This is a genomic window from Cryobacterium sp. TMT1-3, assembly GCF_004402315.1.
Taxonomy (GTDB): Bacteria; Actinomycetota; Actinomycetes; order Actinomycetales; family Microbacteriaceae; genus Cryobacterium; species Cryobacterium luteum.
The window spans coordinates 191,321-214,020 of the sequence record NZ_SOFW01000006.1; the positions used below are offsets into that span (position 1 = coordinate 191,321).

General features: G+C 64.2%; 14 protein-coding genes and 1 pseudogene. 6 read left to right on the forward strand and 9 right to left on the reverse strand.

Annotated features, from left to right (window positions below; translation table 11 throughout):
• Positions 1-7: 7 nt before the first annotated feature.
• Positions 8-2,875: an excinuclease ABC subunit UvrA gene (gene uvrA / locus E3O25_RS01455; protein WP_092107831.1), complete on the reverse strand. Its 2,868-nt coding sequence runs from the start codon at positions 2,873-2,875 to the stop codon at positions 8-10.
• A gap of 203 nt (positions 2,876-3,078) precedes the next feature.
• On the opposite strand from uvrA, the gene E3O25_RS01460 reads away from it, so the two are divergent.
• The 4 genes and pseudogenes from E3O25_RS01460 to E3O25_RS01475 all read left to right on the forward strand — a co-directional run bounded on the left by E3O25_RS01460 (position 3,079) and on the right by E3O25_RS01475 (position 6,384).
• Entirely contained in the window at positions 3,079-3,687 is a 609-nt protein-coding gene (locus E3O25_RS01460; protein ID WP_134360267.1) for a PadR family transcriptional regulator, read from the forward strand.
• A pseudogene (locus tag E3O25_RS01465) lies at positions 3,684-4,405 on the forward strand (ABC transporter ATP-binding protein). Before E3O25_RS01460 ends, E3O25_RS01465 begins: the two are co-directional and overlap by 4 nt.
• A 300-nt stretch (positions 4,406-4,705) precedes the next feature.
• Positions 4,706-5,728 carry an FtsX-like permease family protein gene (locus E3O25_RS01470; RefSeq protein WP_166805937.1) on the forward strand — a complete coding sequence of 341 codons (1,023 nt, stop codon included), beginning with the start codon at positions 4,706-4,708 and terminating at the stop codon, positions 5,726-5,728.
• Positions 5,729-5,985: 257 nt separating this feature from the next.
• A complete protein-coding gene (locus E3O25_RS01475; RefSeq protein ID WP_139175904.1) occupies positions 5,986-6,384 on the forward strand; it encodes a hypothetical protein in 399 nt (132 codons plus the stop codon).
• Here E3O25_RS01475 and uvrB read toward each other — a convergent pair.
• The 6 genes from uvrB to E3O25_RS01505 form a co-directional block, all read right to left on the reverse strand.
• Positions 6,338-8,401: an excinuclease ABC subunit UvrB gene (uvrB, locus tag E3O25_RS01480; protein ID WP_134360269.1), complete on the reverse strand. Its 2,064-nt coding sequence runs from the start codon at positions 8,399-8,401 to the stop codon at positions 6,338-6,340. The genes E3O25_RS01475 and uvrB overlap by 47 nt on opposite strands.
• A 69-nt stretch (positions 8,402-8,470) precedes the next feature.
• Positions 8,471-9,094 (reverse strand): dephospho-CoA kinase, encoded by a 624-nt coding sequence (gene coaE / locus E3O25_RS01485; RefSeq protein WP_134360398.1) that lies wholly within the window; start codon positions 9,092-9,094, stop codon positions 8,471-8,473.
• Positions 9,094-11,325 (reverse strand): response regulator, encoded by a 2,232-nt coding sequence (locus E3O25_RS01490; protein ID WP_166805938.1) that lies wholly within the window; start codon positions 11,323-11,325, stop codon positions 9,094-9,096. Before E3O25_RS01490 ends, coaE begins: the two co-directional genes overlap by 1 nt.
• Positions 11,326-11,729: 404 nt before the next feature.
• Positions 11,730-13,184 (reverse strand): 30S ribosomal protein S1, encoded by a 1,455-nt coding sequence (gene rpsA / locus E3O25_RS01495; protein WP_092107815.1) that lies wholly within the window; start codon positions 13,182-13,184, stop codon positions 11,730-11,732.
• Between the two features lie 217 nt (positions 13,185-13,401).
• Positions 13,402-15,078, reverse strand: coding sequence for a DUF885 domain-containing protein (locus E3O25_RS01500; protein ID WP_134360271.1), 1,677 nt, complete (start codon positions 15,076-15,078; stop codon positions 13,402-13,404).
• Positions 15,079-15,087: 9 nt separating this feature from the next.
• Positions 15,088-15,534, reverse strand: a complete 447-nt coding sequence (locus tag E3O25_RS01505; RefSeq protein WP_092107811.1) for a sensor histidine kinase KdpD — start codon at positions 15,532-15,534, stop codon at positions 15,088-15,090.
• On the opposite strand from E3O25_RS01505, the gene E3O25_RS17245 reads away from it, so the two are divergent.
• Complete coding sequence (locus E3O25_RS17245; RefSeq protein ID WP_206750203.1) at positions 15,437-15,982, forward strand: hypothetical protein; 546 nt, start codon at positions 15,437-15,439, stop codon at positions 15,980-15,982. The two genes, E3O25_RS01505 and E3O25_RS17245, sit on opposite strands and share 98 nt — an antisense overlap.
• A gap of 12 nt (positions 15,983-15,994) precedes the next feature.
• Here the strand turns inward: E3O25_RS17245 and polA are convergent, their stop codons facing one another.
• Positions 15,995-18,667 (reverse strand): DNA polymerase I, encoded by a 2,673-nt coding sequence (polA, locus tag E3O25_RS01515; RefSeq protein WP_134360274.1) that lies wholly within the window; start codon positions 18,665-18,667, stop codon positions 15,995-15,997.
• A 53-nt stretch (positions 18,668-18,720) separates the two neighbouring features.
• Between polA and E3O25_RS01520 the strand changes: the two genes are divergently transcribed.
• Positions 18,721-19,146, forward strand: coding sequence for a hotdog fold thioesterase (locus E3O25_RS01520; RefSeq protein WP_092108157.1), 426 nt, complete (start codon positions 18,721-18,723; stop codon positions 19,144-19,146).
• On the opposite strand, the gene E3O25_RS01525 is transcribed toward E3O25_RS01520, so the two are convergent.
• Complete coding sequence (locus tag E3O25_RS01525; RefSeq protein ID WP_134360275.1) at positions 19,143-22,652, reverse strand: bifunctional RecB family nuclease/DEAD/DEAH box helicase; 3,510 nt, start codon at positions 22,650-22,652, stop codon at positions 19,143-19,145. The genes E3O25_RS01520 and E3O25_RS01525 overlap by 4 nt on opposite strands.
• Positions 22,653-22,700 lie beyond the last annotated feature (48 nt).

Below are 22,700 nucleotides of genomic sequence, written 5' to 3' on the forward strand. Positions count from 1 at the left end.
TTGCCGCCTAGCCGGCGGCCAGAACCTCCTTGAGGAACGAACCGGTGAAGCTCTTCTTGACCGTGGCGAGGTGCTCTGGCGTGCCAGTGGCGAGCACCTTACCGCCGCCGGAGCCGCCTTCTGGACCGAGGTCGATCACCCAGTCGGCGCTCTTGATGACGTCGAGGTTGTGCTCGATCACGATAACGGTGTTGCCCTTGTCGACGAGGCTGTTCAGAACGAGCAGCAGTTTGCGCACGTCTTCGAAGTGCAGGCCGGTGGTGGGCTCATCGAGCACGTACACGCTGCGCCCGTTGGAGCGGCGCTGCAACTCGGTGGCGAGCTTCACCCGCTGGGCTTCGCCGCCGGAGAGGGTGGTGGCGCTCTGGCCGAGGCGCACATAGCCGAGCCCGACCTCAACGAGCGTCTTAAGGAACCGGTGGATGGACGAGATCGGTTCGAAGAAATCGGCCGCTTCGCTGATGGGCATGTCCAGCACTTCGGCGATGTTCTTGCCTTTGTAGTGCACGGTGAGGGTGTCGCGGTTGTACCGGTCTCCCCCGCATACCTCGCACGCCACATATACGTCGGGCAGAAAATTCATCTCGATTTTGATCGTGCCGTCGCCCGAGCAGGCTTCGCAGCGCCCACCCTTGACGTTGAAGCTGAACCGACCGGGCAGGTAGCCGCGGGTTTTGGATTCGATGGTCTCGGAGAACAGGGTGCGGATCTTGTCGAACACCCCGGTGTAGGTGGCCGGGTTGGACCGTGGGGTGCGACCAATCGGCGCCTGGTCGACGTGGATGACCTTGTCGAGCTGTTCCAATCCGGTGACCCGGGTGTGCTTGCCCGGCAGCTTGCGGGCGCCATTGAGCCGGTTAGCGAGCACCCGGTACAGGATGTCGTTGACGAGCGACGACTTGCCGGAGCCGCTTACTCCGGTGACGGCCGTGAAGGTACCGAGCGGGAAGGTCACCGAGACCTTTTGCAGGTTGTTTGCCTCGGCACCGGTGACGCCGATCAGGCGTTCAGGGTCGACCGGGCGGCGGGTCTTCGGCGTGGCGATGGACTTGCGTCCGGACAGGTAGTCGCCGGTGAGTGACTTGGTGTTGGCCAGCAGTCCTGTGTAGGAGCCGGAGTGCACCACGTGCCCGCCGTTGACGCCGGCGCCGGGGCCGATGTCGACGACCCAGTCGGCGGTCTTGATCGTGTCTTCGTCATGCTCAACCACGATGAGGGTGTTTCCGAGGTCCCGCAGGGTGACCAGCGTCTCGATCAGGCGCCGGTTGTCGCGCTGGTGCAGGCCGATGCTCGGTTCGTCGAGCACGTAGAGCACACCGGTGAGGCCGGAACCGATCTGCGTGGCCAGGCGGATGCGCTGCGCTTCACCGCCGGAGAGGGTCGCCGCGGCGCGGGCGAGGTTGAGGTAGTTCAGCCCCACCCGAATCAGAAAGTCGAGGCGGGCCCGTATCTCACGCAGGACCTGGGCGGCGATGGCCGCCTCCCGGTCGGTGAGGGTGAGTTTGTCCATGAACGCGCGGGCGTCGCTCAAGCTGAGCGCGCAGACATCCGCAATGCTCGCGTCGTGCACGAGCACGGCGAGCACCTCGGGCTTGAGCCGGGTGCCCTTGCAGACGTGGCAGTCGACCTCACGCAAATATTCAGACCAGCGCTGGCGCTGGGTGTCGCTCTCGGCCTGCAGGTACTGACGTTCAATATAGGGCACGACGCCCTCGAAGCCGGAGGTGTAGCTCATTTCCCGGCCGTAGCGGTTCTTCCACTTGACCCGAACCTCGAAGTTGTCGCCGCGCATGACAGCGTTCTGCACCTCGTGACTGAGTTCGCCCCAGGGGGTGTCGAGCGAGAAGCCGAGGTCACGGGCGAGACCGTCGAGCAGCTTCTCGTAATACTGGAACAGGCCTTTGCCCTGGGTGGTCCAGGGCAGCACGACGCCCTCGGCGATGCTCAGATCAGGGTCGCCCAGGAGAAGGTCTTCGTCGACGGACATGCGGGTGCCCAGGCCGGAACACTCCGGGCAGGCGCCGAACGGGGCATTGAAAGAGAAGGTGCGTGGTTCGATCTCGGTCAGCTGCACCGGGTGGTTGTTCGGGCACGACAGCTTTTCGGAGTAGTTCTGCCAGGCCTTGTCGCCTTCCTCGTCGAGAAAGTTGATCTGCACGAGGCCGTCGGTGAGTTTGAGCGCCGTCTCGAGCGAATCCGTGAGGCGGCTGAGCAGTTCGGGCCCGGCGACGAGGCGGTCGACGATGACGGCGATGTCGTGCTTCTGCTGTTTCTTGAGCACGGGCGGTTCGCTCAGCTGAATCTGGGTGCCGTCGACGATGGCGCGGGAGTAACCGCCGCCGGCAAGTTCCTGGAACAGGTCGACGAACTCACCCTTCTTCTGCGAGACGATCGGGCTGACCACCTGGTAGCGGGTGCCAGCCTTCAGCTCCATCAGCTGGTCGGCGATCTGCTGCACGGTTTGTGACTGGATGATCTCGCCGCAGACGGCGCAGTGGGGCACCCCAATGCGGGCCCAGAGCAGGCGCATGTAGTCGTAGATTTCGGTGATGGTGCCGACCGTGGACCGAGGGTTACGGTTGGTCGACTTCTGGTCGATCGAGACCGCCGGGCTCAGGCCTTCGATGAAATCCACGTCGGGCCGGTCAACCTGCCCGAGAAACTGGCGAGCGTAAGCGGAGAGCGACTCGACATAGCGCCGCTGCCCCTCGGCGAAGATGGTGTCAAAGGCGAGCGACGACTTGCCCGACCCGGAGAGGCCGGTGAAGACCACGAGCGAATCGCGCGGGATCTCCAGATCGACGTTGTGGAGATTGTGTACGCGGGCTCCGCGCACACTGAGTTTTGGACCTGTTTCTACCTTGGTAATCGACACTCATTGAGTCTATGCAACGCCACTGACAGTCTCGTACAGCGGGCATCATTGCCCCTCCGATTGCGCTCACAGCACGCGTGGGGGCCCTCTCGCGGCTGGTAATTCGTGCCACTTTCCCAGACTCGAGTCTAACGAGTCGCCCTCGTGTTTCCGAGTATGTATATACTCAGTAGTTATTAGTCGCGTGAATTGCCGGAGGTCGTATGTCCGTTCGCCAGAGTCTGCTCGCCATCCTGAACCAGGGGCCGTGCTACGGCTACCAGTTGCGGTCTGAATTTGACCGCCGTACTGGATCGACCTGGCCGCTCAACGTGGGCCAGATCTACAACACTCTCGACCGGCTCGAACGGGACGGCCTGGTGCGGAAGGCTGACATCGACGCCGAGGGTCAAAACTACGTCGAGATAACGGATGCCGGCCGCACCGAGGTCGCCGAGTGGCTAGGCTCCCCCGTGGTGCGAACCCTGGCCACCCGCGACGAGCTGGCCATCAAGCTCGCGATCGCAGTGACGCTGCCGGGCGTGGATATTGCCCAGGTGATTCAGGTGCAGCGCACCGCGACCATGCGCACCCTGCAGGAGCTGACCCGCACCAAGAACGCAACGACCGACCCGGAATCTTCCGAGCAACTGGCCTGGCTGCTCGTGATCGACTCGCTCATCTTCGCCGCCGAGGCCGAAGCTCGCTGGCTCGACCACTCGGAGAGTCGGCTCGCCCGGGCGCGGGCAGCCGGTTTCGCCGCGCCGCTGCCGCTCAACACCGAGGTACCCAAGCGTGGTCGCCCGGCCAAGACATTGCAGGCCGGCGCATGAGTGACATTCTCCTGCAACTCGACGGCGTGTCGATGCAGTACGGGCGCGGCGAGACCGCAATCACCGCCCTCGCCGGAATTGACCTGTCAGTGCGGCGCGGCGAACTCGTGGCGGTGATGGGGGCATCCGGTTCGGGAAAGTCGACTCTGCTGACCGTGGCCGGCGGGCTCACCCCGCCGACGGCCGGGGAGGTCATCGTCGAGGGCCACTGGCTCAGCCAGCTCTCGGCCCGGAACTTGCGACGCTGCGGCGGCGCAGCCTCGGCTTCGTGTTTCAGGATTTCAACCTGATTCCCTCGCTGACCGCGCTCGAGAACGTGGCCCTGCCACTCGAACTCGACGGGTGGACCTCGACGAAGGCACACCGTCCAGCACTCGATGCGCTCAATATCGTCGAGCTCGGCGACCGGGCCCAGCATTTTCCCTCCGATTTGTCGCGCGGCCAGCAACAGCGCGTGGCGATCGCCCGCGCGGTCGTCGGCGGCCGGTCGTTGATTCTCGCCGATGAGCCCACCGGAGCCCTCGACAGCACGACCGGCGAGCTCGTGCTGCGGATGCTCCGCTCGCGAGTCGACGCCGGTGCCGGCGGCATCCTGGTCACCCACGATGCCCGCCACGCGGCCTGGGCGGACCGGATCGTCTTTCTGCGCGACGGACGCATCGCGGACGAGTCGCGGGCATCCGCTGTGTCGTGCCTGCTCGCGGGGTCGCCGGCCTGAGTATTGAACCGAATTCGCTCTCCGGTGGGCGCAGCGGTGGCACCCGGCATTCGCCGGAAAATGGGATATGACGGCCGGCTCCGTCCCGAGCGCTGACCACGAGATCATGGTGACCGCGGCCACCCTGGAACGACTCGGGACGCAGATCGGGTCGACAGCGACATTCACGGCGCCCATCGCCGAATCGTTCACTATTGTTGGCACGATTCGCACCGCGAGTCTCGACGACGCTGCGGTGTCGTTCTACGGAATGCCCGGAGTCTTCGATGGCGTCATGCCCGGCGACGACCTGCTGACCGAGTGGTACCTACCCGACACGGACTCACCTGGAGCCAGATCGGGGAGCTCAACCCGCGCGGGGCGACCGTGCTGTCGCGCACCGTTCTGCTCGACCCGCCGCCTGTGGGGAGCTACATCTACAGCTCTGGCGATACCACGGACACCTCTACCAACTTGTTCATTGCCCTGCTCGGCGGATTCGCCCTGTTCGAGGTCGCGCTGCTGGCTGGAGCCGCGTTCACCGTCGGCGCCCGTACCCAGCAGCGCACCCTCGCGACCCTGGCGAGCGTCGGCGGCGACAAACGGATGCTGATTGGCGTCGTGTCGTTCGGCGGTGTCATTCTCGGCGCTCTCGGAGCGGCACTGGGAACGGTGCTCGGCCTCACTGGTGCCTGGATCTTCATGCAGATTTCGGCGAACGGCAGCGCGGCTCGGTATCCGGGCTTTCACCTCGACGTGGTGTCCTTCATTGTCATCGCTGGCTTTGCCGTGCTCGCAGGCTGGTGCGCGGCCACGGTTCCAGCCCGAGCGGCCGGGCGCATCGACGTTCTGGCGGCGCTGCGCGGCGCGCAGCGTCCGCCGCGAGTGACGCGACGCCGCACGGTTGCTGGACTCGTTCTGCTGGCCCTCGGTGCGGTCATCGCCGTGATCGGCGGCGTGGTCGAGCGCGCCGCATACATGCCCGTCTATCAGATCAGACTCGTAAACTTTGGGATCGCCCTGATCATCGCCGGTCCGGTCATCATGCAGATCGGGGCGGTCTTGATCGTTCCCATGATTCTGCGCTGGGCTGCCCGCGTGGCTTCCCGGGTCGGACCGGGGGCCCGCCTCGCGACCCGCGATGTGGCCCGTAACCCTGGTCGCAGCGTTCCGGCCCTCGCGGCCATCATGAGTTGTGTTTTCGTGGCAACCTTCGCGATGACCCTCATTTCGACGTTGCAGCTGAATTCGACCACGGATTACATCTACGGCGCACCGCTGCCCACGGCTTCGGTGAGCCTGACGACCTCCCTCGACGTGCCACCGTATGGACAGGTTCTGTAGACCACCGGGCCCGACGTCGTTGCCGCCGTAGATAGCATTTTTCCGAGCGCCCAGGCCAGGCTTCTCACCAGCGCCGAGAAACCGCCGATGGGATTCGGGGACGCGGATGCCGACGGCACCGCCTCGGCGGCACCCACCTTCGCCTTCCCGAGGATCAATGCTGACACCGTGCCCCGAGTGATTCAACTCGGATGGATGCCAGTCAGGAGGACACGCCCACCGACATCCGCTGCCCAACTCCGTACTATCTCGACACGATGATGAACTCGAGTATGAACGACCAGCTCTGGGTCGGCGATCTGGCGGATTTCGCCGCGATTCTCGGCGAACCGGTCTCGGCCAAGTCCCGGGCAACGCTCACCGCCGGTGGCGCCGTGGCAACCTACCCGCAATACGTCGTCGCTCTCACGGCGATCATCGCGCTCGTCACGGCGTCGATCACGATCGGGCTCGCACGCGCTGACGGGCACCGGGACAATGCGGTGCTCACCTCGCTCGGGGCGTCCGCTCTCGTGGCACTGGTTAGAGAAGTTCGCACGTGTTTGAACCAGTGCCAGCTTCTCAAACACGTGCCGCGATCCGCCATGGCCCGGTGGAGGGTGGGCACGGCTACTGCAGGTGGCCGGCTTTCTCCATCTGGCGCAGCTCGCGTTTGAGCTCGGAGAGTTCATCGCGCAGGCGGGCGGCGAGCTCGAACTTGAGCTCCCCGGCAGCTTCGAGCATCTGCGAGTTGAGGTCGGCGATGATCGATTCGAGATCGTTGGCACCGTTCGCCGCCAGGCCCACCCGCCGGTTGGGCGTCGAACTCTTGCGCCGGGCCTCGCGGCCGGCGAGCAGCTCAGCGGTGTCGGCCTCCTCCCGGGCCAGGGCCTCGGTGATATCGCCGATGCGTTTGCGCAGCGGGGTTGGATCGATGCCGTGCAGGGTGTTGTAGGCGACCTGCTTTTCGCGCCGGCGGTCGGTTTCGTCGATGGCTTTCTCCATCGAGGCGGTGAGCCGATCGGCGTACATGTGCACCTCACCGGAAACGTTGCGCGCAGCTCGCCCGATGGTCTGGATGAGCGAGGTTGCGGACCGCAGGAAGCCTTCCTTGTCGGCGTCGAGAATGGCGACGAGGGACACCTCGGGCAGGTCGAGGCCCTCACGCAGCAGGTTGATGCCCACCAGGACGTCGTAGATGCCGGCGCGCAGCTCGGTGAGCAGCTCGACCCGACGCAGGGTGTCGACGTCGGAGTGCAGGTACCGCACACGCACCCCGGCCTCGGTGAGAAAGTCGGTGAGGTTCTCGGCCATCTTCTTGGTCAGCGTCGTGACGAGCACGCGTTCGTTGCGTTCGGTGCGCTTCTTAATCTCTTCGAGCAGGTCGTCGATCTGACCGGCGCTCGGCTTCACGATGATCTGCGGGTCGATCAGCCCGGTTGGGCGGATGATCTGCTCGACAATGCCGTCGGCGATTCCCATCTCGTATTTGCCCGGTGTCGCCGACAGGTACACGGTCTGTCCGACCCGGTTCTTGAACTCGTTGAACTTGAGCGGTCGGTTGTCGAGCGCGCTCGGCAGCCGAAAACCATGATCGACCAGCGTGCGTTTGCGCGAGGAGTCGCCCTCGTACATGGCACCGATCTGCGGCACGGTCACGTGCGATTCGTCGATGACCATGAGGAAGTCGTCGGGAAAATAGTCGAGCAGGCAGTGCGGGGCCTCCCCCGGTTCGCGCGCGTCGATGTGCCGGGAATAGTTCTCGATGCCGGAGCAGAACCCGATCTGCTCCATCATTTCGAGGTCGAAGGTCGTGCGCATGCGCAGTCGTTGGGCTTCGAGCAGTTTGCCTTCGCGCTCGAGAACTTCGAGTCGTTCCGCCAGTTCGATCTCGATGGTGCCGATGGCCCGGCGCATGACGTCATCACTCGCGACGTAGTGCGACCCGGGAAAAACAGAGACAGCGTCGAGTTTCTTGACGATGTCACCGGTGAGCGGATGCAGGCTGTAGAGTCCTTCGATCTCGTCGCCGAACATTTCGATGCGGATGGCGAGCTCTTCGTACATGGGGATGATCTCGATCGTGTCGCCGCGAACTCGAAAATTACCTCGGGAGAAATCGACGTCGTTGCGCTTGTACTGCATGGCCACGAATTTGCGAACCAGCCAGTCGCGGCTGACTTTCTGGCCGACCTGCAACGCGATCATGGCATCGAGGTACCCTTGCGGCGTGCCCAGACCATAGATGCACGACACGGTCGACACCACGATGACGTCGCGGCGACTCAGCAGCGAATTGGTGGTGGAGTGCCGCAGCCGTTCGACCTCCTCGTTGATCGAGGAGTCCTTCTCAATGAAGGTGTCGGTCTGCGGAACGTAGGCTTCCGGCTGGTAGTAGTCGTAATAGGAGACGAAGTATTCCACCGCGTTGTTCGGCATCAGGTCGCGAAATTCGTTGACCAGCTGGGCCGCCAGAGTCTTGTTGTGGGCCAGAACCAGTGTTGGCCGTTGCACCTGCTCGATCAGCCAGGCCGTCGTCGCAGACTTACCAGTGCCGGTGGCGCCGAGCAGCACGATGTCGGTTTCTCCGGCATTGATGCGGGCAGTCAGGTCGGCGATCGCCGTGGGCTGGTCTCCGCTCGGTGTGTACTCACTGACCACTTCAAAGGGGTTCACAGCGCGCGTGGGTTCCATGACTCCATTGTACAAAGGGGGTCTGACACTCAGCTTTGCACGGCCGATCGTGAACAGCGGATGTCAGGTTTACGGCAGTCGCGCGGCCTCGGCCGATCGCACCCGCTCCGAGAGAGCGTTGACTTGAGCCAGGGTGGCGTCGACGGTGCCGGTGTTGTCGATCACCACGTCGGCCAGGGCGAGGCGCTCCGCGTCGCTCGCCTGCGCGGTGATGCGGTGAGTCGCCTCTGCGCGCGTGAGACCGCGCAACTCCATCATCCGTTGGATTCGGGTGTCGGCATCCGCTTGCACGACGACGACCAGGTCAAAGGAGACGAGTCCGCCGGCGACGGCCTCGGCCAGAAGCGGAACGTCGTAGACGACGATGGCGCTCGGGTCAGCTGCCGCAGCAGCGGCAATCTGGTCGCGACTGAGCTGGCGCACCGCCGGATGTGTGATGTTATTCAACAGTGTTCTGCGAATCGGGTCGGAAAAGATGATGGCACCCAGCGCTGGGCGGTTCAAGGTGCCGTCGGCGAGCAGAATATCGCCACCGAACTCGGCGGCTATCGCCGCGAGACCGGGGGTGCCGGGTTGCACCACTTCACGGGCCAGCTGATCGGCGTCAATGATCACGGCACCAAGGTCAGCCAGCATCTTCGCCACGGTGCTCTTTCCCGAGGCGATGCCGCCGGTCAGCCCAATCAGATACATCATTCCATGCTATCTCCTGCTCGTCCGCTCGCCGGGTGGTTCTGGACATCCGCTCCCCTGAGAGCACGCTTGACCTCGGCGAGCAAGACCTCCCGGTTGAAGTCAGGCCGGTCCATGGCCAGTACAGGCTGGCCAGGGTCGCTGTTGATGGCGGCTTGATCTTCGCCGGTGAGCTGGGACGAGGACATTACCAGAACGGGGATGTGCTGAGTCGCGGTGTGCTCCTGGAGTGCGCGCACGATCTTGAACCCGCTGAAGTCTTCCATCATGAGGTTGATCAGGATGAGGTCCGGTTTGAGCGAGAGGGCGTCGGTGATCGCCGCTTCACCGGTCAACGCCGATTTGACTCGATAAACGGGGAGTTCCAGATAGGAATCGACCCTCTGGATGGTCTCCCAGTCTTCGTCGACAACGAGGATGCAGCGGGTGCGAGCGTCGTCTGGGCGAAACCCGAGGAGGGCGAGGGACTTCTGCAGCTCGGCTCGCTGGAGCGGCTTCTCCAGCACGGCGGCAGCACCACGGCTCAGCGCCAGGCTCATGTCCGCCAGTCCTGCGATAACCACGACCGGCACGGAAGCCCAGTCAGGCGAATCGTGGAGCTTCATCAGGAACTTCCACCCGTCCATTCCTGGTAGCCGCACGTCGAGCGTGATCAGGCTGACGGCCGTACGATGCACCAATTCGAGCGCCTCCTCGCCGCTCGGAGCCGCAATCACCTGGAATCCTTCTGCTTCGAGGAGCAGCCGCACGAGTTTGGCCGATTTCTGATCGTCTTCAACCACGAGTGCGATTGAGCGCTTTGTTTCAGCGTCCAGATCGGCCACGGCTTCGCCGAGACTCTGAACGTCGACATCGGAATCTGCGTCGGCCGCGCCGACCAGGTCAGGAGATGCGTGTTCCGCGAGCGCGTCGCTGTTTTCGTCGTGAGGTTCCTGAGGCGCCCCGGACGACACGTGTAGCTCACCGACCGTTGGCTGCCCTGCATCGAGCCGAGTTTCCAGCGTTGGCCTGGCAGCCTCTTCCCCCGCTGCACCATTGCTGGCTGCCCCGAGAATGCGGCGGGGCAGCCAGATGGCGAAAGTCGCGCCATCGCCGGGGGCCCCCTGCACGCCGAGAGTGCCACCCTGCAGCTCGATCAACAATTTTACTTTGGCCAGGCCGACGCCATCGCCGCTCGACTTCCAGCCGGCGTCGGACCTGCCGTTACGCAACGGCAGGAAAACCGTAGGCAGGTCCTCAGCTGCAATGCCCACCCCGTGATCCTCAACCCGAATCTGCAGGTAGTCGACATAGTCGCCTGCCGGCAGCGGGAAAGACCAGTGCGGACGGACCCCCTCGAATTCGCCCACCATGCCCGGTTCCACGGTTTGCGCGCTCAGGATCACCGGAGTATCGCTACCCGCGGCCAGGGCGTTGGCGACCAGGACAGCCAACATTTGCTCGACGTTTGTAGCATCGAGAGGGAACAGACCCACCCCATCGGAGACGTCAACGCTGACCGACACCTGCGGTTCACCGGAGTGATTCACCGCCGCGGCGGTGGCGCTGAGAAGACCGAAAACGTCCACGTTGTGAAAGTCGAAGTCGACCAGCCCGGTTTCTACCGTGGACATGCCGATGAGTTCGCTGAGCAGCGATAGCAGGTGCTTGCCATGCGAGGAGATCTTCTCGATCCGCTCCTGCTGGGTCGTATTCAGGTCTCCGTCAGTACAGCTTCGCAGGGCTTCGGACGACTCGACCACGGCCTGTAATGGAGTAAGCAGATCGACTTTTGCACGCTCAAGGTCCTCAGAGAGCGAAATGTTCGCCTGTTCGAGCTTGAAAATCTTCTCGAGGAGGGCACGTTCGAATTTCTTGCTCTCTGTAACGTCACGGGCTGCGGCGACGACTCCGCGGACCGTTCGCTCCCGGTCTCGCAGGGTCGCAGCGTTGCACGACACCACGGTTTCGGTGCCGTCGAAAGCGCGTACCGTCAACTCATAATCACTGAGGCGGTCCTCGGTCAAAACTCGGGCGATCGCTGTGTCGGCCCGTGCCGGGTTCGTGAAGAAGTTGCGGCAAGGAGCACCGATGAGTTCATCGCGGGTTCTTCCGGTGAGGTCCACCATCTGCTGATTGACGTCGGTGATGATCCCCGTGGTATCCGTCGTCATCAATGAATCGATGTTCGATTCAATCAGCGACCGGGTGTAGAACTGCAGGTCATGCAGGCGTCTATTGAGCACCTCCACTGACAAAGACAGGCTCGGTGCATCCGCATCGTTCAGGTTGGCCGACCGCGCAGCGGTTGCCTCAGAGCTGTCCTCGAACCGGGTGTCTGTGTCGTCTGGGGGGTGAAAACCATTCATACCATTCTCCGATGGGACCGTAGTGCCTGGAACTATTCGATTTCGAATTCCATCCAGCCTTCGGGTGCATCGGTGGAAAACTCAATGATTTCAACGACCTCGTGAACAGCCGATCCTAAATCACAAGAGGATAGATCCTCATTATCAGGTATATCACGAACCTCCCGGTGGGCCGTGATGCTCCCACGACCCGGACTTAGCCCTGAGCCGGGTGTGGCACGTTCGGTACACAAAACGGGCCGCACCCCGAAGGTTGCGACCCGTTGATTCAGTGTCGTGCTGTACTGCTAGTTGCCGCCGGAGAGCTTCTCGCGGAGGGCCGCGAGTGCTTCGTCGTCGGCGAGCGTGCCGGCGCCAGCCGACTCGCTCGAGAAGGCGGAGCCGGCCGGTGCGACGTCGCTGGGGGCAGCGATCTCGTCGTTCGCGGTCGAAACCTGCTTCTTGTGAGCTTCCCAACGGGCTTGGGCTGCAGCGTAGTCCTGCTCCCACTTTTCGCGCTGCTCGTCAAAGCCTTCGCGCCACTCGTTGGTCTCGGAGTCGAAGCCTTCGGGGTACTTGTACTGGCCCTTGTCGTCGTACTCGGTGAGCATTCCGTAGAGCGCCGGGTCGAACTCGGTGCCGTCGGGGTCGACGCCATCGTTGGCCTGCTTGAGGCTGAGCGAGATGCGGCGACGCTCGAGGTCGATGTCGATGACCTTGACGAACACCTCGTCGCCGACCGAGACAACCTGCTCGGCGAGCTCGACGTGCTTGCCGGAGAGCTCGCTGATGTGCACAAGGCCCTCGATGCCCTCGGCAACGCGAACGAACGCGCCGAACGGAACGAGCTTGGTGACCTTACCCGGTGCAACCTGGCCGATGGCGTGGGTGCGGGCGAAGACCTGCCACGGGTCCTCTTGGGTGGCCTTGAGAGACAGCGAGACACGCTCGCGGTCGAGGTCAACTTCGAGGATCTCGACGGTGACTTCCTGGCCAACTTCAACAACCTCGCTGGCGTGCTCAATGTGCTTCCAGCTGAGCTCGGAAACGTGCACCAGACCATCGACGCCGCCGAGGTCGACGAACGCACCGAAGTTGACGATCGAAGAGACGACGCCCTTGCGGACCTGTCCCTTCTGGAGGTTGTTGAGGAACGTGGTGCGGCTTTCGCTCTGCGTCTGCTCGAGCAGGGCGCGACGCGACAGTACGACGTTGTTGCGGTTCTTGTCGAGCTCGAGGATCTTCGCTTCGATTTCCTGGCCCAGGTACGGGGTCAGGTCGCGAACGCGGCGAAGCTCGATGAGCGAGGCCGGCAGGAAGCCGCGCAGGCCGATGTCGACGATGAGTCCACCCTTGACGACCTCGATGACCGAACCGGTGACAACACCGTCGGACTCCTTGATCTTCTCAACGTCGCCCCATGCCCGCTCGTACTGAGCGCGCTTCTTGGAAAGGATGAGGCGGCCTTCTTTGTCTTCTTTCTGAAGAACGAGGGCCTCGACCAGGTCGCCGACCTTGACAACCTCGGAGGGGTCAACGTCGTGCTTGATGGAAAGTTCGCGGGAGGGAATGACACCCTCGGTCTTGTACCCAACGTCGAGGAGAACCTCGTCGCGGTCGATCTTCACAACGGTGCCCTCGATGAGGTCTCCGTCGTTGAAGAATTTCAGAGTCTTTTCGACCGCGGCAAGAAAGTCTTCAGCAGATCCAATGTCGTTGATGGCGACCTGCTTGGGTGCCCGTTCGGTCGTTGCGATTGTCATGTAGTAGTTGCTCCAGGATGGACATAGTCGGGCCATACGCGAAAAGTCGTTCAGATTTATGCATGTTCCGCGGTATAGACCGTGGAACGCTCCGCGCATGGCAGCGGATAGGCGCCACAAATGTGACACTCTATCCTAGCTACCAGACTCCCTCACGGGCAACTTCACCAGCACACGCAGTCCGGCGGGCCGAAGCGTGACCGCACCAGGGGGATGCCTACTTCAGCAGCGCCGCCCGCAACGTGTCGAGCCCCACGCCACCCAGGTCGAGAGCCGAGCGGTGGAATTCCTTGATCGAGAAGGCCGCACCCTGTCGCTGCTTCGCAGCGTCGCGGAGTTGCTCCCAGATGCGCTGCCCCACCTTGTACGACGGAGCCTGGCCTGGCCAGCCCAAGTAGCGGTTGACCTCGAACTTCACGAAGCTCTCGTTCATATTGACGTTCTGGCCGAGGAATTCGAAAGCATGGTCCGCGGTCCACGGACCTGAACCGTCCGGCAGCGTCTTGCCGAGGTGCACGCCGATGTCGAGGACGACTCGAGCGGCGCGCATCCGCTGCCCGTCGAGCATGCCCAGACGGTCCGCCGGGTCGTCGAGGTAGCCGAGCTGTTCCATCAATCGTTCAGCGTAAAGCGCCCAGCCCTCGGCGTGGCCGGAGGTGCCGGCCAACTGGCGACGCCAGGTGTTGAGTTTGGCCCGGTTGTAGACAGCCTGACCGATCTGCAGGTGGTGGCCGGGCACGCCCTCGTGGTAAACGGTGGTGAGTTCGCGCCAGGTGTCGAATTCGGTCACCCCGACCGGAACGGACCACCACATGCGGCCCGGCCGGGAAAAGTCGTCGGTCGGTCCGGTGTAGTAGATGCCGCCTTCCTGGGTGGGAGCGATCATGCACTCGATGGTCTTGATGTCATCGGGAATGTCGAACTGGGTTTCGGCCAGATCGGCCACAGCCTTGTCGCTGGTCTTCTGCATCCACTCCTGCAGTGCCTGGGTGCCGTGCAGCTTGCGGCTCGGGTCGGTGTCGAGGTAGGCGATGGCTTCGAGCACGCTCGCGCCGGGTTTGATCTGGTCGGCGACCTTCTCCTGCTCGTCCACCATGCGGGCGAGCTCTTCGATTCCCCACTCGTAGGTCTCGTCGAGGTCGATCGTGGCGCCAAGAAAGCGGCGCGAGGCGAGGGTATACAGGTCACGGCCGATCGCGTCGTCTTCGGTGGCTTTGCCCTCGAGCTCGGTGCTGAAGAATGCTGCCAGTTTGTCGTAGGCGGTCGCCGAGCGGCGGGCACCACGTCCGAGGTCTTTAGCCAGGGAGGCGGGTAGAGTGCCGTCCTCGAGCGCGGCGTTGGCGGCGAATTCAGCGAAAAATCCGTCGTTGGCGGCGTGGCGCTGAGCCTGAACCAGCACCTCACGCACCTGGCGGCGCGCCGGCGTCACGCCGCGTTCGATGCCGAGGCGAAGCGTCTCGATGTATCCATCGACGGCGGCGGGAAGATTCCCCAGACGCGACGCGATGTTGGCCCAGTCGTCAACGGTTTTGGTGGGCATGAGGTCGAAGATCTCACGAATCTCCTGAGCTGGCGAGGCGATGACGTTGAGGTCGCGCAGCTGCAACTGCGCTTCAGAACTTTCCACGCTCAGCGACAACTCACTGCGCAGGTCGGTGTGCGTGACCTCGTCGACGCTGTCGATCGGGTGGGCGGCATCCAGTTGGGCGATCGTCTTCTTCGCCTCGTCGACGAATCGTTCGTGCCCGGCCGGTGAATAGTCCCCATACCGTCCGTCACCCTCGGTGCGCCCGATGTAGGTGCCGACGGTGGGGTCGAGGTCGACGAGGGTGTCCACCCACTTCTCAGCGATCTGATCGATAGCCGTCGGAGTGCGCTGGAAGTCGTTTGTCATGTCATGAGCCTAGAACACCGGGCCCGGGCGTGTCGCCCCCCGAGAAAGAGGAAGTCGAACCACGAAACGGATGCCCGCAGCCTGGCCTGGGTCGATCGCGATCGTTCCGCCATGGCCGGCGATGAGCTCCCTGGCTATTGCGAGCCCCAGTCCACTGCCGTTGCTGATGCCGTTTGACGAGGACCTTGCCTCGTCAACCCGCGCAAAGCGTTCAAAAACCCGCTCTCGCAAATGGGCCGGGATGCCCTGGCCATCATCCGCCACAGCTAACACGGCCTCACCGGCATACTCGCAGAGCGTGATCGTCACGGTTCTGCCACCGTGCTGTGCGGCGTTGTCGGACGAGCTGACTGCTGTCGTGACAGTGACAACCGACACAAAGGAGGTCGCCAACGGAATCACCGCGCGCGTCGTACGCGACACCGTTTTTCGGGGCGACAGTATTATCGAGGACACGTTTGACTGGTATGCGCAGGACGGACAAGGAGCGATCTGGTACCTCGGCGAAGATACTGCGGAATTCGAGAACGGTGCGATCGTCTCCACAAGCGGCTCGTTCGAGGCCGGAGTTAATGGTGCCCTGCCCGGGATCGCCATTCCCGCCGATCCGGCACCTGGCATGAAATATCGACAGGAGTACTACCAGGGAGAAGCCGAGGACAACGGCGAGATCCTCAGCATTGCTGAGATGGTGGACGTCCCACTGGGCCACTTTGACTCAGTTCTCCTCACTAAAGACACCATCACGATCGATCCTGAGGTGTTGGAGTACAAGTTGTATGCACGCGATGTCGGGCCGGTGCTCACACTTGATGTCTCCGGTGGAGCAGGGCGGGCAGAGTTGGTCCGTATGGAAACGGTTTCGGATGGATCGGGGACGGGTCCACTCGGACAGCCGGACTAGGACCCTCGTCAATCAGTGCGCGGCTTCGTCCCAGTTGGCGCCGCGCCCCACCTGTACGGTCAGCGGGACGAGCAGGTCGGCAGCGGACTCCATGTTGTCGGTGACGACGAGGCGCAGAGCCTCCCATTCCCCCGGGGCAACATCGAAGATCAATTCGTCGTGCACCTGCAGCAGCATGCGGGACTCCATCGAGGCGTCCGTCAGGTCGGCGGCAATTCCATTCATGGCGATCTTCATGATGTCGGCGGCCGACCCCTGGATGGGCGCGTTGAGGGCGGCCCGCTCGGCATTGTCGCGCAGCACGCGTTTCGGGCTGGCCAGGTCGGGAAAGGGACGGCGCCGACCGTAGATGGTCTCGGTGTAACCGTCGACCTTGGCCTGCTCGACGACGTTGCGCAGGTAGTCACGCACCGCGCCGAACCGCTCGAAGTAGTCGGTCATGAGCTGCTTGGCCTCTTTGGTGTCGATGCGCAACTGCTTGGACAGCCCGAAGGCGCTGAGGCCGTAGGCGAGCCCGTAGCTCATGGCCTTCACCTTGCTGCGCATCTCACCGGAAACATCGGCGGGGTCGACACCGAAGATGCGCGAACCGACGAAACGGTGCAGGTCCTCCCCGGCGTTGAAGGCTTCGATCAGCCCGGCGTCCTCGGAGAGGTGCGCCATGATGCGCATCTCGATCTGCGAGTAATCGGCGGTGAGCAGGCTCTCGCTGTCGGCGCCGGCCTGGAACGCGGCGCGGATGCGCCGGCCCTCCTCGGTGCGCACCGGGATGTTCTGCAGGTTCGGGTCGTTCGACGAAATGCGGCCGGTGGTGGTGCCGATCTGCACGTAGGTGGTGTGGATGCGGCCGGTCGTGTCGATCGCCTTGTCGAGCGTTTCTACGATCTGGCGCAGCTTGGTGGCGTCGCGATGCTTGAGCAGCAGATCGAGGAACGGATGCGGGTTGCTGGCCTGCAGGTCGGCAAGGGCGCCGGCATCCGTTGAAAATCCGGTCTTGTTGGCCCGGGTCTTCGGCATCTCCAGCTGCTCGAACAGGACGTCCTGCAGCTGCTTGGGCGACCCAAGGTTGACCTCACGGCCGATCTCGGCGTAGGCCGCCGCGGCGAGGCTCGCCGTACTGGCCCCCAGCTCAGCGGACAGCTCGGCGAGTTGCTCGTGCGACACACTGACTCCGGCGAGTTCCATGTCGGCGAGGGCCAGCAGGGTTGGCAGCTCGATCTCCAGCAGCAGCTTGAGCGAGCCGGGGTCGAGCGCCTGTTCAACAGCAGCGAACACCCGCATCGTGTACCAGGCCTGGGCAGGGGAGCCGGCCTGCTGGGTCTCGTCGGGTACGAGCTGGTTGGGGTCGGCGATCGGCAGCGTTTCGTCGAGATAGCGCGAGACCAGGTCGGCCAGGGTCTTGTCCGGGCCACCGGGGCGGATAAGCCAGGCCCCCACCAAGGTGTCGAAGGCCAGACCGGCGAAGGGCAGTCCGCTGCGGCGCAGCGCTTTCACCTGGTGTTTGGCGTCGTTCATGATCTTCGGGGCGTCGCTGGCGAGCCACGCTTCGAGCGGGGCGTAGTCCTTGCGATCGGCCTGCCAGGGCAGGTTGATGGTCTCGGTCGGACTGGCTAGTCCGAAACCGATCGCTTTGCCGTCCTGTACCTCGACGGTCAGGCCGAGTCCGGCCGGGCGGGCGGCTGTGGCCCGGTCAAGCCAGGACTGCAATTCTTCGTCGAGCAGATCCTGCGCGACGGGGGCTTGAACGGCGGGCACCTCATCGATGACGGCGACGGCCGCTTCAACCGCCGGGTCCTCACCGGCGAGTTTGAGCACCCGGTCGAGCAGGGTCTTGAACTCGAGGCGGGTGAAGATGTCGCGCACGGCGTCGGTGTCCATGGCGCCGCGTTCGAGGGCGGCCACGGCCAGCGGCAACTCCAGGTTGGTGACCAGGCGGTTGAGACGGCGGTTGCGAATCGCGTTCTCTTTTTGCTCGCGCAGGTTGTTGCCCACGACGCCCTTGATCTCCTCAGCGTGTTCCAGGATTCCGTCGAGGCTGCCGTACAAGCCAAGCCACTTGACCGCGGTTTTCTCGCCGACCTTGCTGATGCCGATCAGGTTGTCGCTGGTTTCGCCGACGAGAGCGGCGACATCGGGATACTGCTCGGGCTCGATGCCGTAGCGTTCACGCACCCGGGCCGGATCGTAGCGGGTGAGGGCTGACACGCCCTGGCTCGCGGGGTACAGCAGGGTGACGGTCTCGTTGACCAACTGGATGGCGTCCCGGTCGCCGGAGACGACGAGCACGTTGTAGCCGGCCGCTGTCCCTTCGACCGACAGCGTCGCGAGAATATCGTCGGCCTCGTAGTCTTCCTTGGTGATGGTCGTGATGTTCATCGCGGCGAGGGCTTCCTGAAGCAGCGGAATCTGGCCGAGAAACTCCGGCGGCGTCGCATTGCGGGTGCCCTTGTACTCGGGGTATTCCCTGGTGCGAAAGGAGGCACGGGAGATGTCGAATGCAACCGCGAGGTGCGTCGGCTTCTCGTTGCGCAGCAGGCTGAGCAGCATCGACAGAAATCCGTGGATGGCGTTCGTATGCTGCCCGGCGTGGGTCTGGAAGCTGTCCACTGGCAGGGCGAAGAACGCCCGGAATGCCAGGGAATGGCCGTCGATGATCATCAGGGTAGGCTTTTCGGAGTCCAACACTCCCCCAGCCTACAAGTGTCTTCCCACGTGGGCTCCCCCGACCAAAGGTGATCATGTTCGATACGACTGACGACGCACTCGCCTGGGTTCAGCAGCGCGGCGGCGGAGACCTGGCCGACAAGATGGGGCTGGAGTTCACCGAGTTCACCATTGACCGGGCCGTGGCACGGATGCCGGTGGCCGGCAACACCCAGCCCGCCATGCTCATGCACGGTGGCGCTTACGTCGTGCTCGGCGAGTCGCTCGGCTCGATGGCCGCGAACCTGCACGCCGGTCCGGGAAAGCTCGCCGTCGGTATCGAGATCAACGCCTCGCACAATCGCTCGGCGACGACCGGCTACGTCACCGGAGTTTGCACGCCGATCCACCTGGGCCGCACGCTCACCACGCACGAGATTGTGGTCACGGACGACGCCGGGCGGCGCTGCTCGACGATACGCATCACGAACATCATTAAGGACCTTCCGCCGCGAGGCTAGTTTTCCGGCTCGATCAGGCCGATGAACGCACTGAGTTCGGCGACGCCAGCGGGCGTCACCGGCAGGTATTCGGTCAGCGCCGGTGAATAGACCAGGTACGCGGCCCATTGAGCCCGCGAGATGGCTACATTCAGCCGATTCTTCAGAATGAGGAAGGCCATGCCGCGCGGCACGTCATCGGCCGAGCTGGCCGCGAGCGTGACGATCGCGACAGCCGCCTCCTGGCCCTGGAACTTATCCACCGTGCCGACCCGCACGCCGGAATACCCGGCATCGGTTAAGGCCTGGCGCACGAGGACCACCTGGGCGTTGTAAGGGGTGACGACGATGACATCCGCTGCAGCCAATGGGTCGTTGCGGCGCCCCGCGGTCGGGTCGGTCCACAGCCGGTCCAGCGCGGCGCGCACGAGGGCGACCACTGCCTGCGCCTCTTCGGGTGAGGAGACGGCGTTGCCGGTGTGTATGACCGGAACGGCGTGCACCCCTGGCGCGACGCCAGCAAGCGACCGTGTCGAGGTGACCGGGTTAGCACGCAACAGACCGCCATAGGAGAGACGTGAGACCGGCGCGGTGACCGCAGGATGCAGGCGTCGACTCTCAGCCAGAAAATAGCCTTGCGCGGCTGGTAGCACGTCATGGCCGGCCGCGACCCAGCCAAGCGCCGACTGGTCGATCGGCTCCGGGTGGGTTCCCTGGCTCACCTGCGGCAGCTGTTGCGGGTCGCCCAGCAGCAGCAGGTTTTGGGTGCCGACACTTGCGGCGATGGTCGAGGCGAGTGAGAACTGCCCGGCTTCGTCGACGACCAGCAGATCGAGGCTGTGGCGGGGCACGCGCGCCGGATTGCTGAAGTCCCAGGCGGTGCCGCCGATCACGAATCCGGTGGCCGTGTGATCGAGTGCGAACAGCAGCTGGCCGTCTTTCGGCAGCATCGTGTAGCCGACTTCAGCCTCGTCGGCCCCCGTCTTCGCCACCTTGCCGACGAGGGCCGGATCGAGCCCGGCCGAAACGACGGCGCCAAGGAGATTCTCGACGACCGCGTGGGACTGGGCGACGACACCGATCTTCCAGCCGTGCTGTTGCACGAGGGCGGTGATGACGTGGGCGCCGAGGTAGGTCTTGCCCGTGCCGGGCGGGCCCTGGATCGCGAGAAAGGAGCGGTCGAGGTCGAGCAGGGTCGCGATGACAGCGTCGATCATGGTGCCAGCGGCCGGAACGGCAGCGAGGTGCCCCGTGCGGGTGCGCGGCGGGGTGCGGCGCAGAATGTCGACCATCGGGTCGTTCGGCCAGCCCGGCTGGGCGTCGACGATGGCTGCGGCCCACTCGTCGATGGCGGGTTTTTGCTGCATCGCCCGGGGCGGCGCGGCCGGTGCGACGGCACTCGGCCGGTGATCGTACCGGGCAACGTTATTCTGCAGGGTCTCTTCGACCAGGATGCCGCCGTCGTCGGCTACCTCGAGCACTTTCACGGTGCGGTGGGTGCGGGAGCCCTCGGAGGTGTCGGGGTTCTTAAACGGGCCCGGGTATTCATAGAGCAGGTAGGGGCCGGCCTGGTCGCCCGGCTTGATGCTGCTGCCAGGGGCAAGTCGCCCGCGAAGCCAGAGATGGCGGCGGTCGACGCGCTGCTGGCCCTCGCGAAACCAGTCCCGGTCAACGTCTACCCGTTCGACGATGAGCACATCGCGGGTGTCCTGCCACTCGTCGATCGGGTACTCGAGCCGGAAGTAGTGGCCCCACCAGAAACTCTTCTGCTCCCGGCGGTGATAATCGATGGCGGCGGCGGCGAAGGCGGCCGCCGTCTCGTCGCTACTGCGCGGCGTGTGGCCAGCCGTGACCGCAACGGCGAGTAGCGCGTCGCGCACCGGTGACGGTTCGAGCGTGTCGGCATCCGTCACGAGCTGGGTGTCGGCCGAGCGGACGCCTGCCCCACGCGCCAGGGCGAGCAGCCAGTCGCGCAGGCGCAACGTTGACACACAGTCGTAGCGGTTGTAGTCCGCGATGGAGTGGAGCATACGCTGGGCTTCTGACCGGTCGCCGTGCGCGTGCAAGTCGCGCGCGGCCGCGTATTCGGTGATGGAATCGGCCGCTTTGGTGACTTCACCGCCTCGCAGTTCGGTGCCCATGTAGAGCGGTTCGAGTTTCTTGATCGAGTACGAACGTGAGCCAACCCGCATGGTCTTGCGAATGAGCGGATACAGGTCGACCAGCACGTTCTCCCGCAGCAGTTGGTCGACCTGCTCCTCGCCGACGCCGTGGCGCGCTGCGAGGCTGAGCAGGTGGGTGCGCTCGTAGGCGGCGTAGTGGTACACGTGCAGGCCGGGGTGCCGAGCTCGACGGTCGGCGAGGTACGCCAGGAAATCGGTAAGCGCCTGCTTCTCATCGGCCCAGGTGTGCGCCCAGAAGGCACGGAACTCTTCATCGGTGTCGACCAAACCGAACAGGTAGTCAAGGCCCCACTGCGTGCTGGCGGGTTCGGTCGCGTCTGTTTCGGTCGCGTACGTCTCAGAGTAGAGCGGGTCACCCTCGAAGTCGAAGAAGATATCTCCGGGGTTCGGCTCTGGGAGCGCGACCAGCGCTCCCGGGTTGTACAGGTCGACCGGTGGGGCTGTGCCCGCGACCGCCTGCAGTTGCAGCAGGGCCTGCGTGCGAAGCGCGGCGAGGGTCGAATCGGCCATGCCTTCGATTGCGCCGGTGGACGCCGCGAGGTCATCAACGGAGCGAATGCCTCCGGCCGCGAGCCGAGCCCGCTGCGACAAACGCAGCCCGGCTACCAACAATGGGTCGCGATGCTGCTGCACCTCCAGCTCACAGGTGGCACAACGCCCGCAGACGGTATAGCGCGGGTCCCCCCACGCGACGACGGCGGTGTCGCTCAGGCGTTCCGCGATGATCTGCACGAGGCGGTGCTTGCGTTTGCGGTACACCGGGCGAATGTCAGCGAGATGGTGCACGCTGACCGAGCCGTCGCCGAGCAGCAACTCAACAGTGCCGGCCGTTTCAACCCCGATGCGCTCAAGCTGTTCCGCGTACGCGGCGAGCTGCAGCAGGGCGGTGACCCTGGCGTGCCGGGCGAGCTTGGTGTCCTGCAGCAGCCAGGCGCCGTCGTTCTGCCGCACGATGAAGTCGGCGAATCCGACGAAGGCGATGTGGCCGTTTGCGGTTTCCTCTCCGAAGTCGGGGTCAAAGAAGGTGGCTTGAAAGATGACCTCGGCGCCCTCGGTGAAGGCCAGCCGGGTGTCGTCGGCGGCGGTCTCGATGGCCGCGCGCGACATCCTCTCTGGCCGGGCGATTTCTGCGACCGACTGCGCGTGCCGGTAGCGTTCGAGCACCCGATGCTCGTGCTCGTCACCGAGCCGCGACGTGCGTTCGAGCAGGGCGTCGACCGGGTCGGGCACCGCGTCGATGCGGCCGAGTCTCGCGTCGATACGGCGCAGAAACGCGAACTCGCAAACGGATGCCGCGCTCAGGTCGCTCGCGCTCGTCACCACGCTGTCGTCCAGTAAGAACATGCGCCGCCTTTCCTCATCTGAGAGTATCGGACACCGCCGACAGGGCAT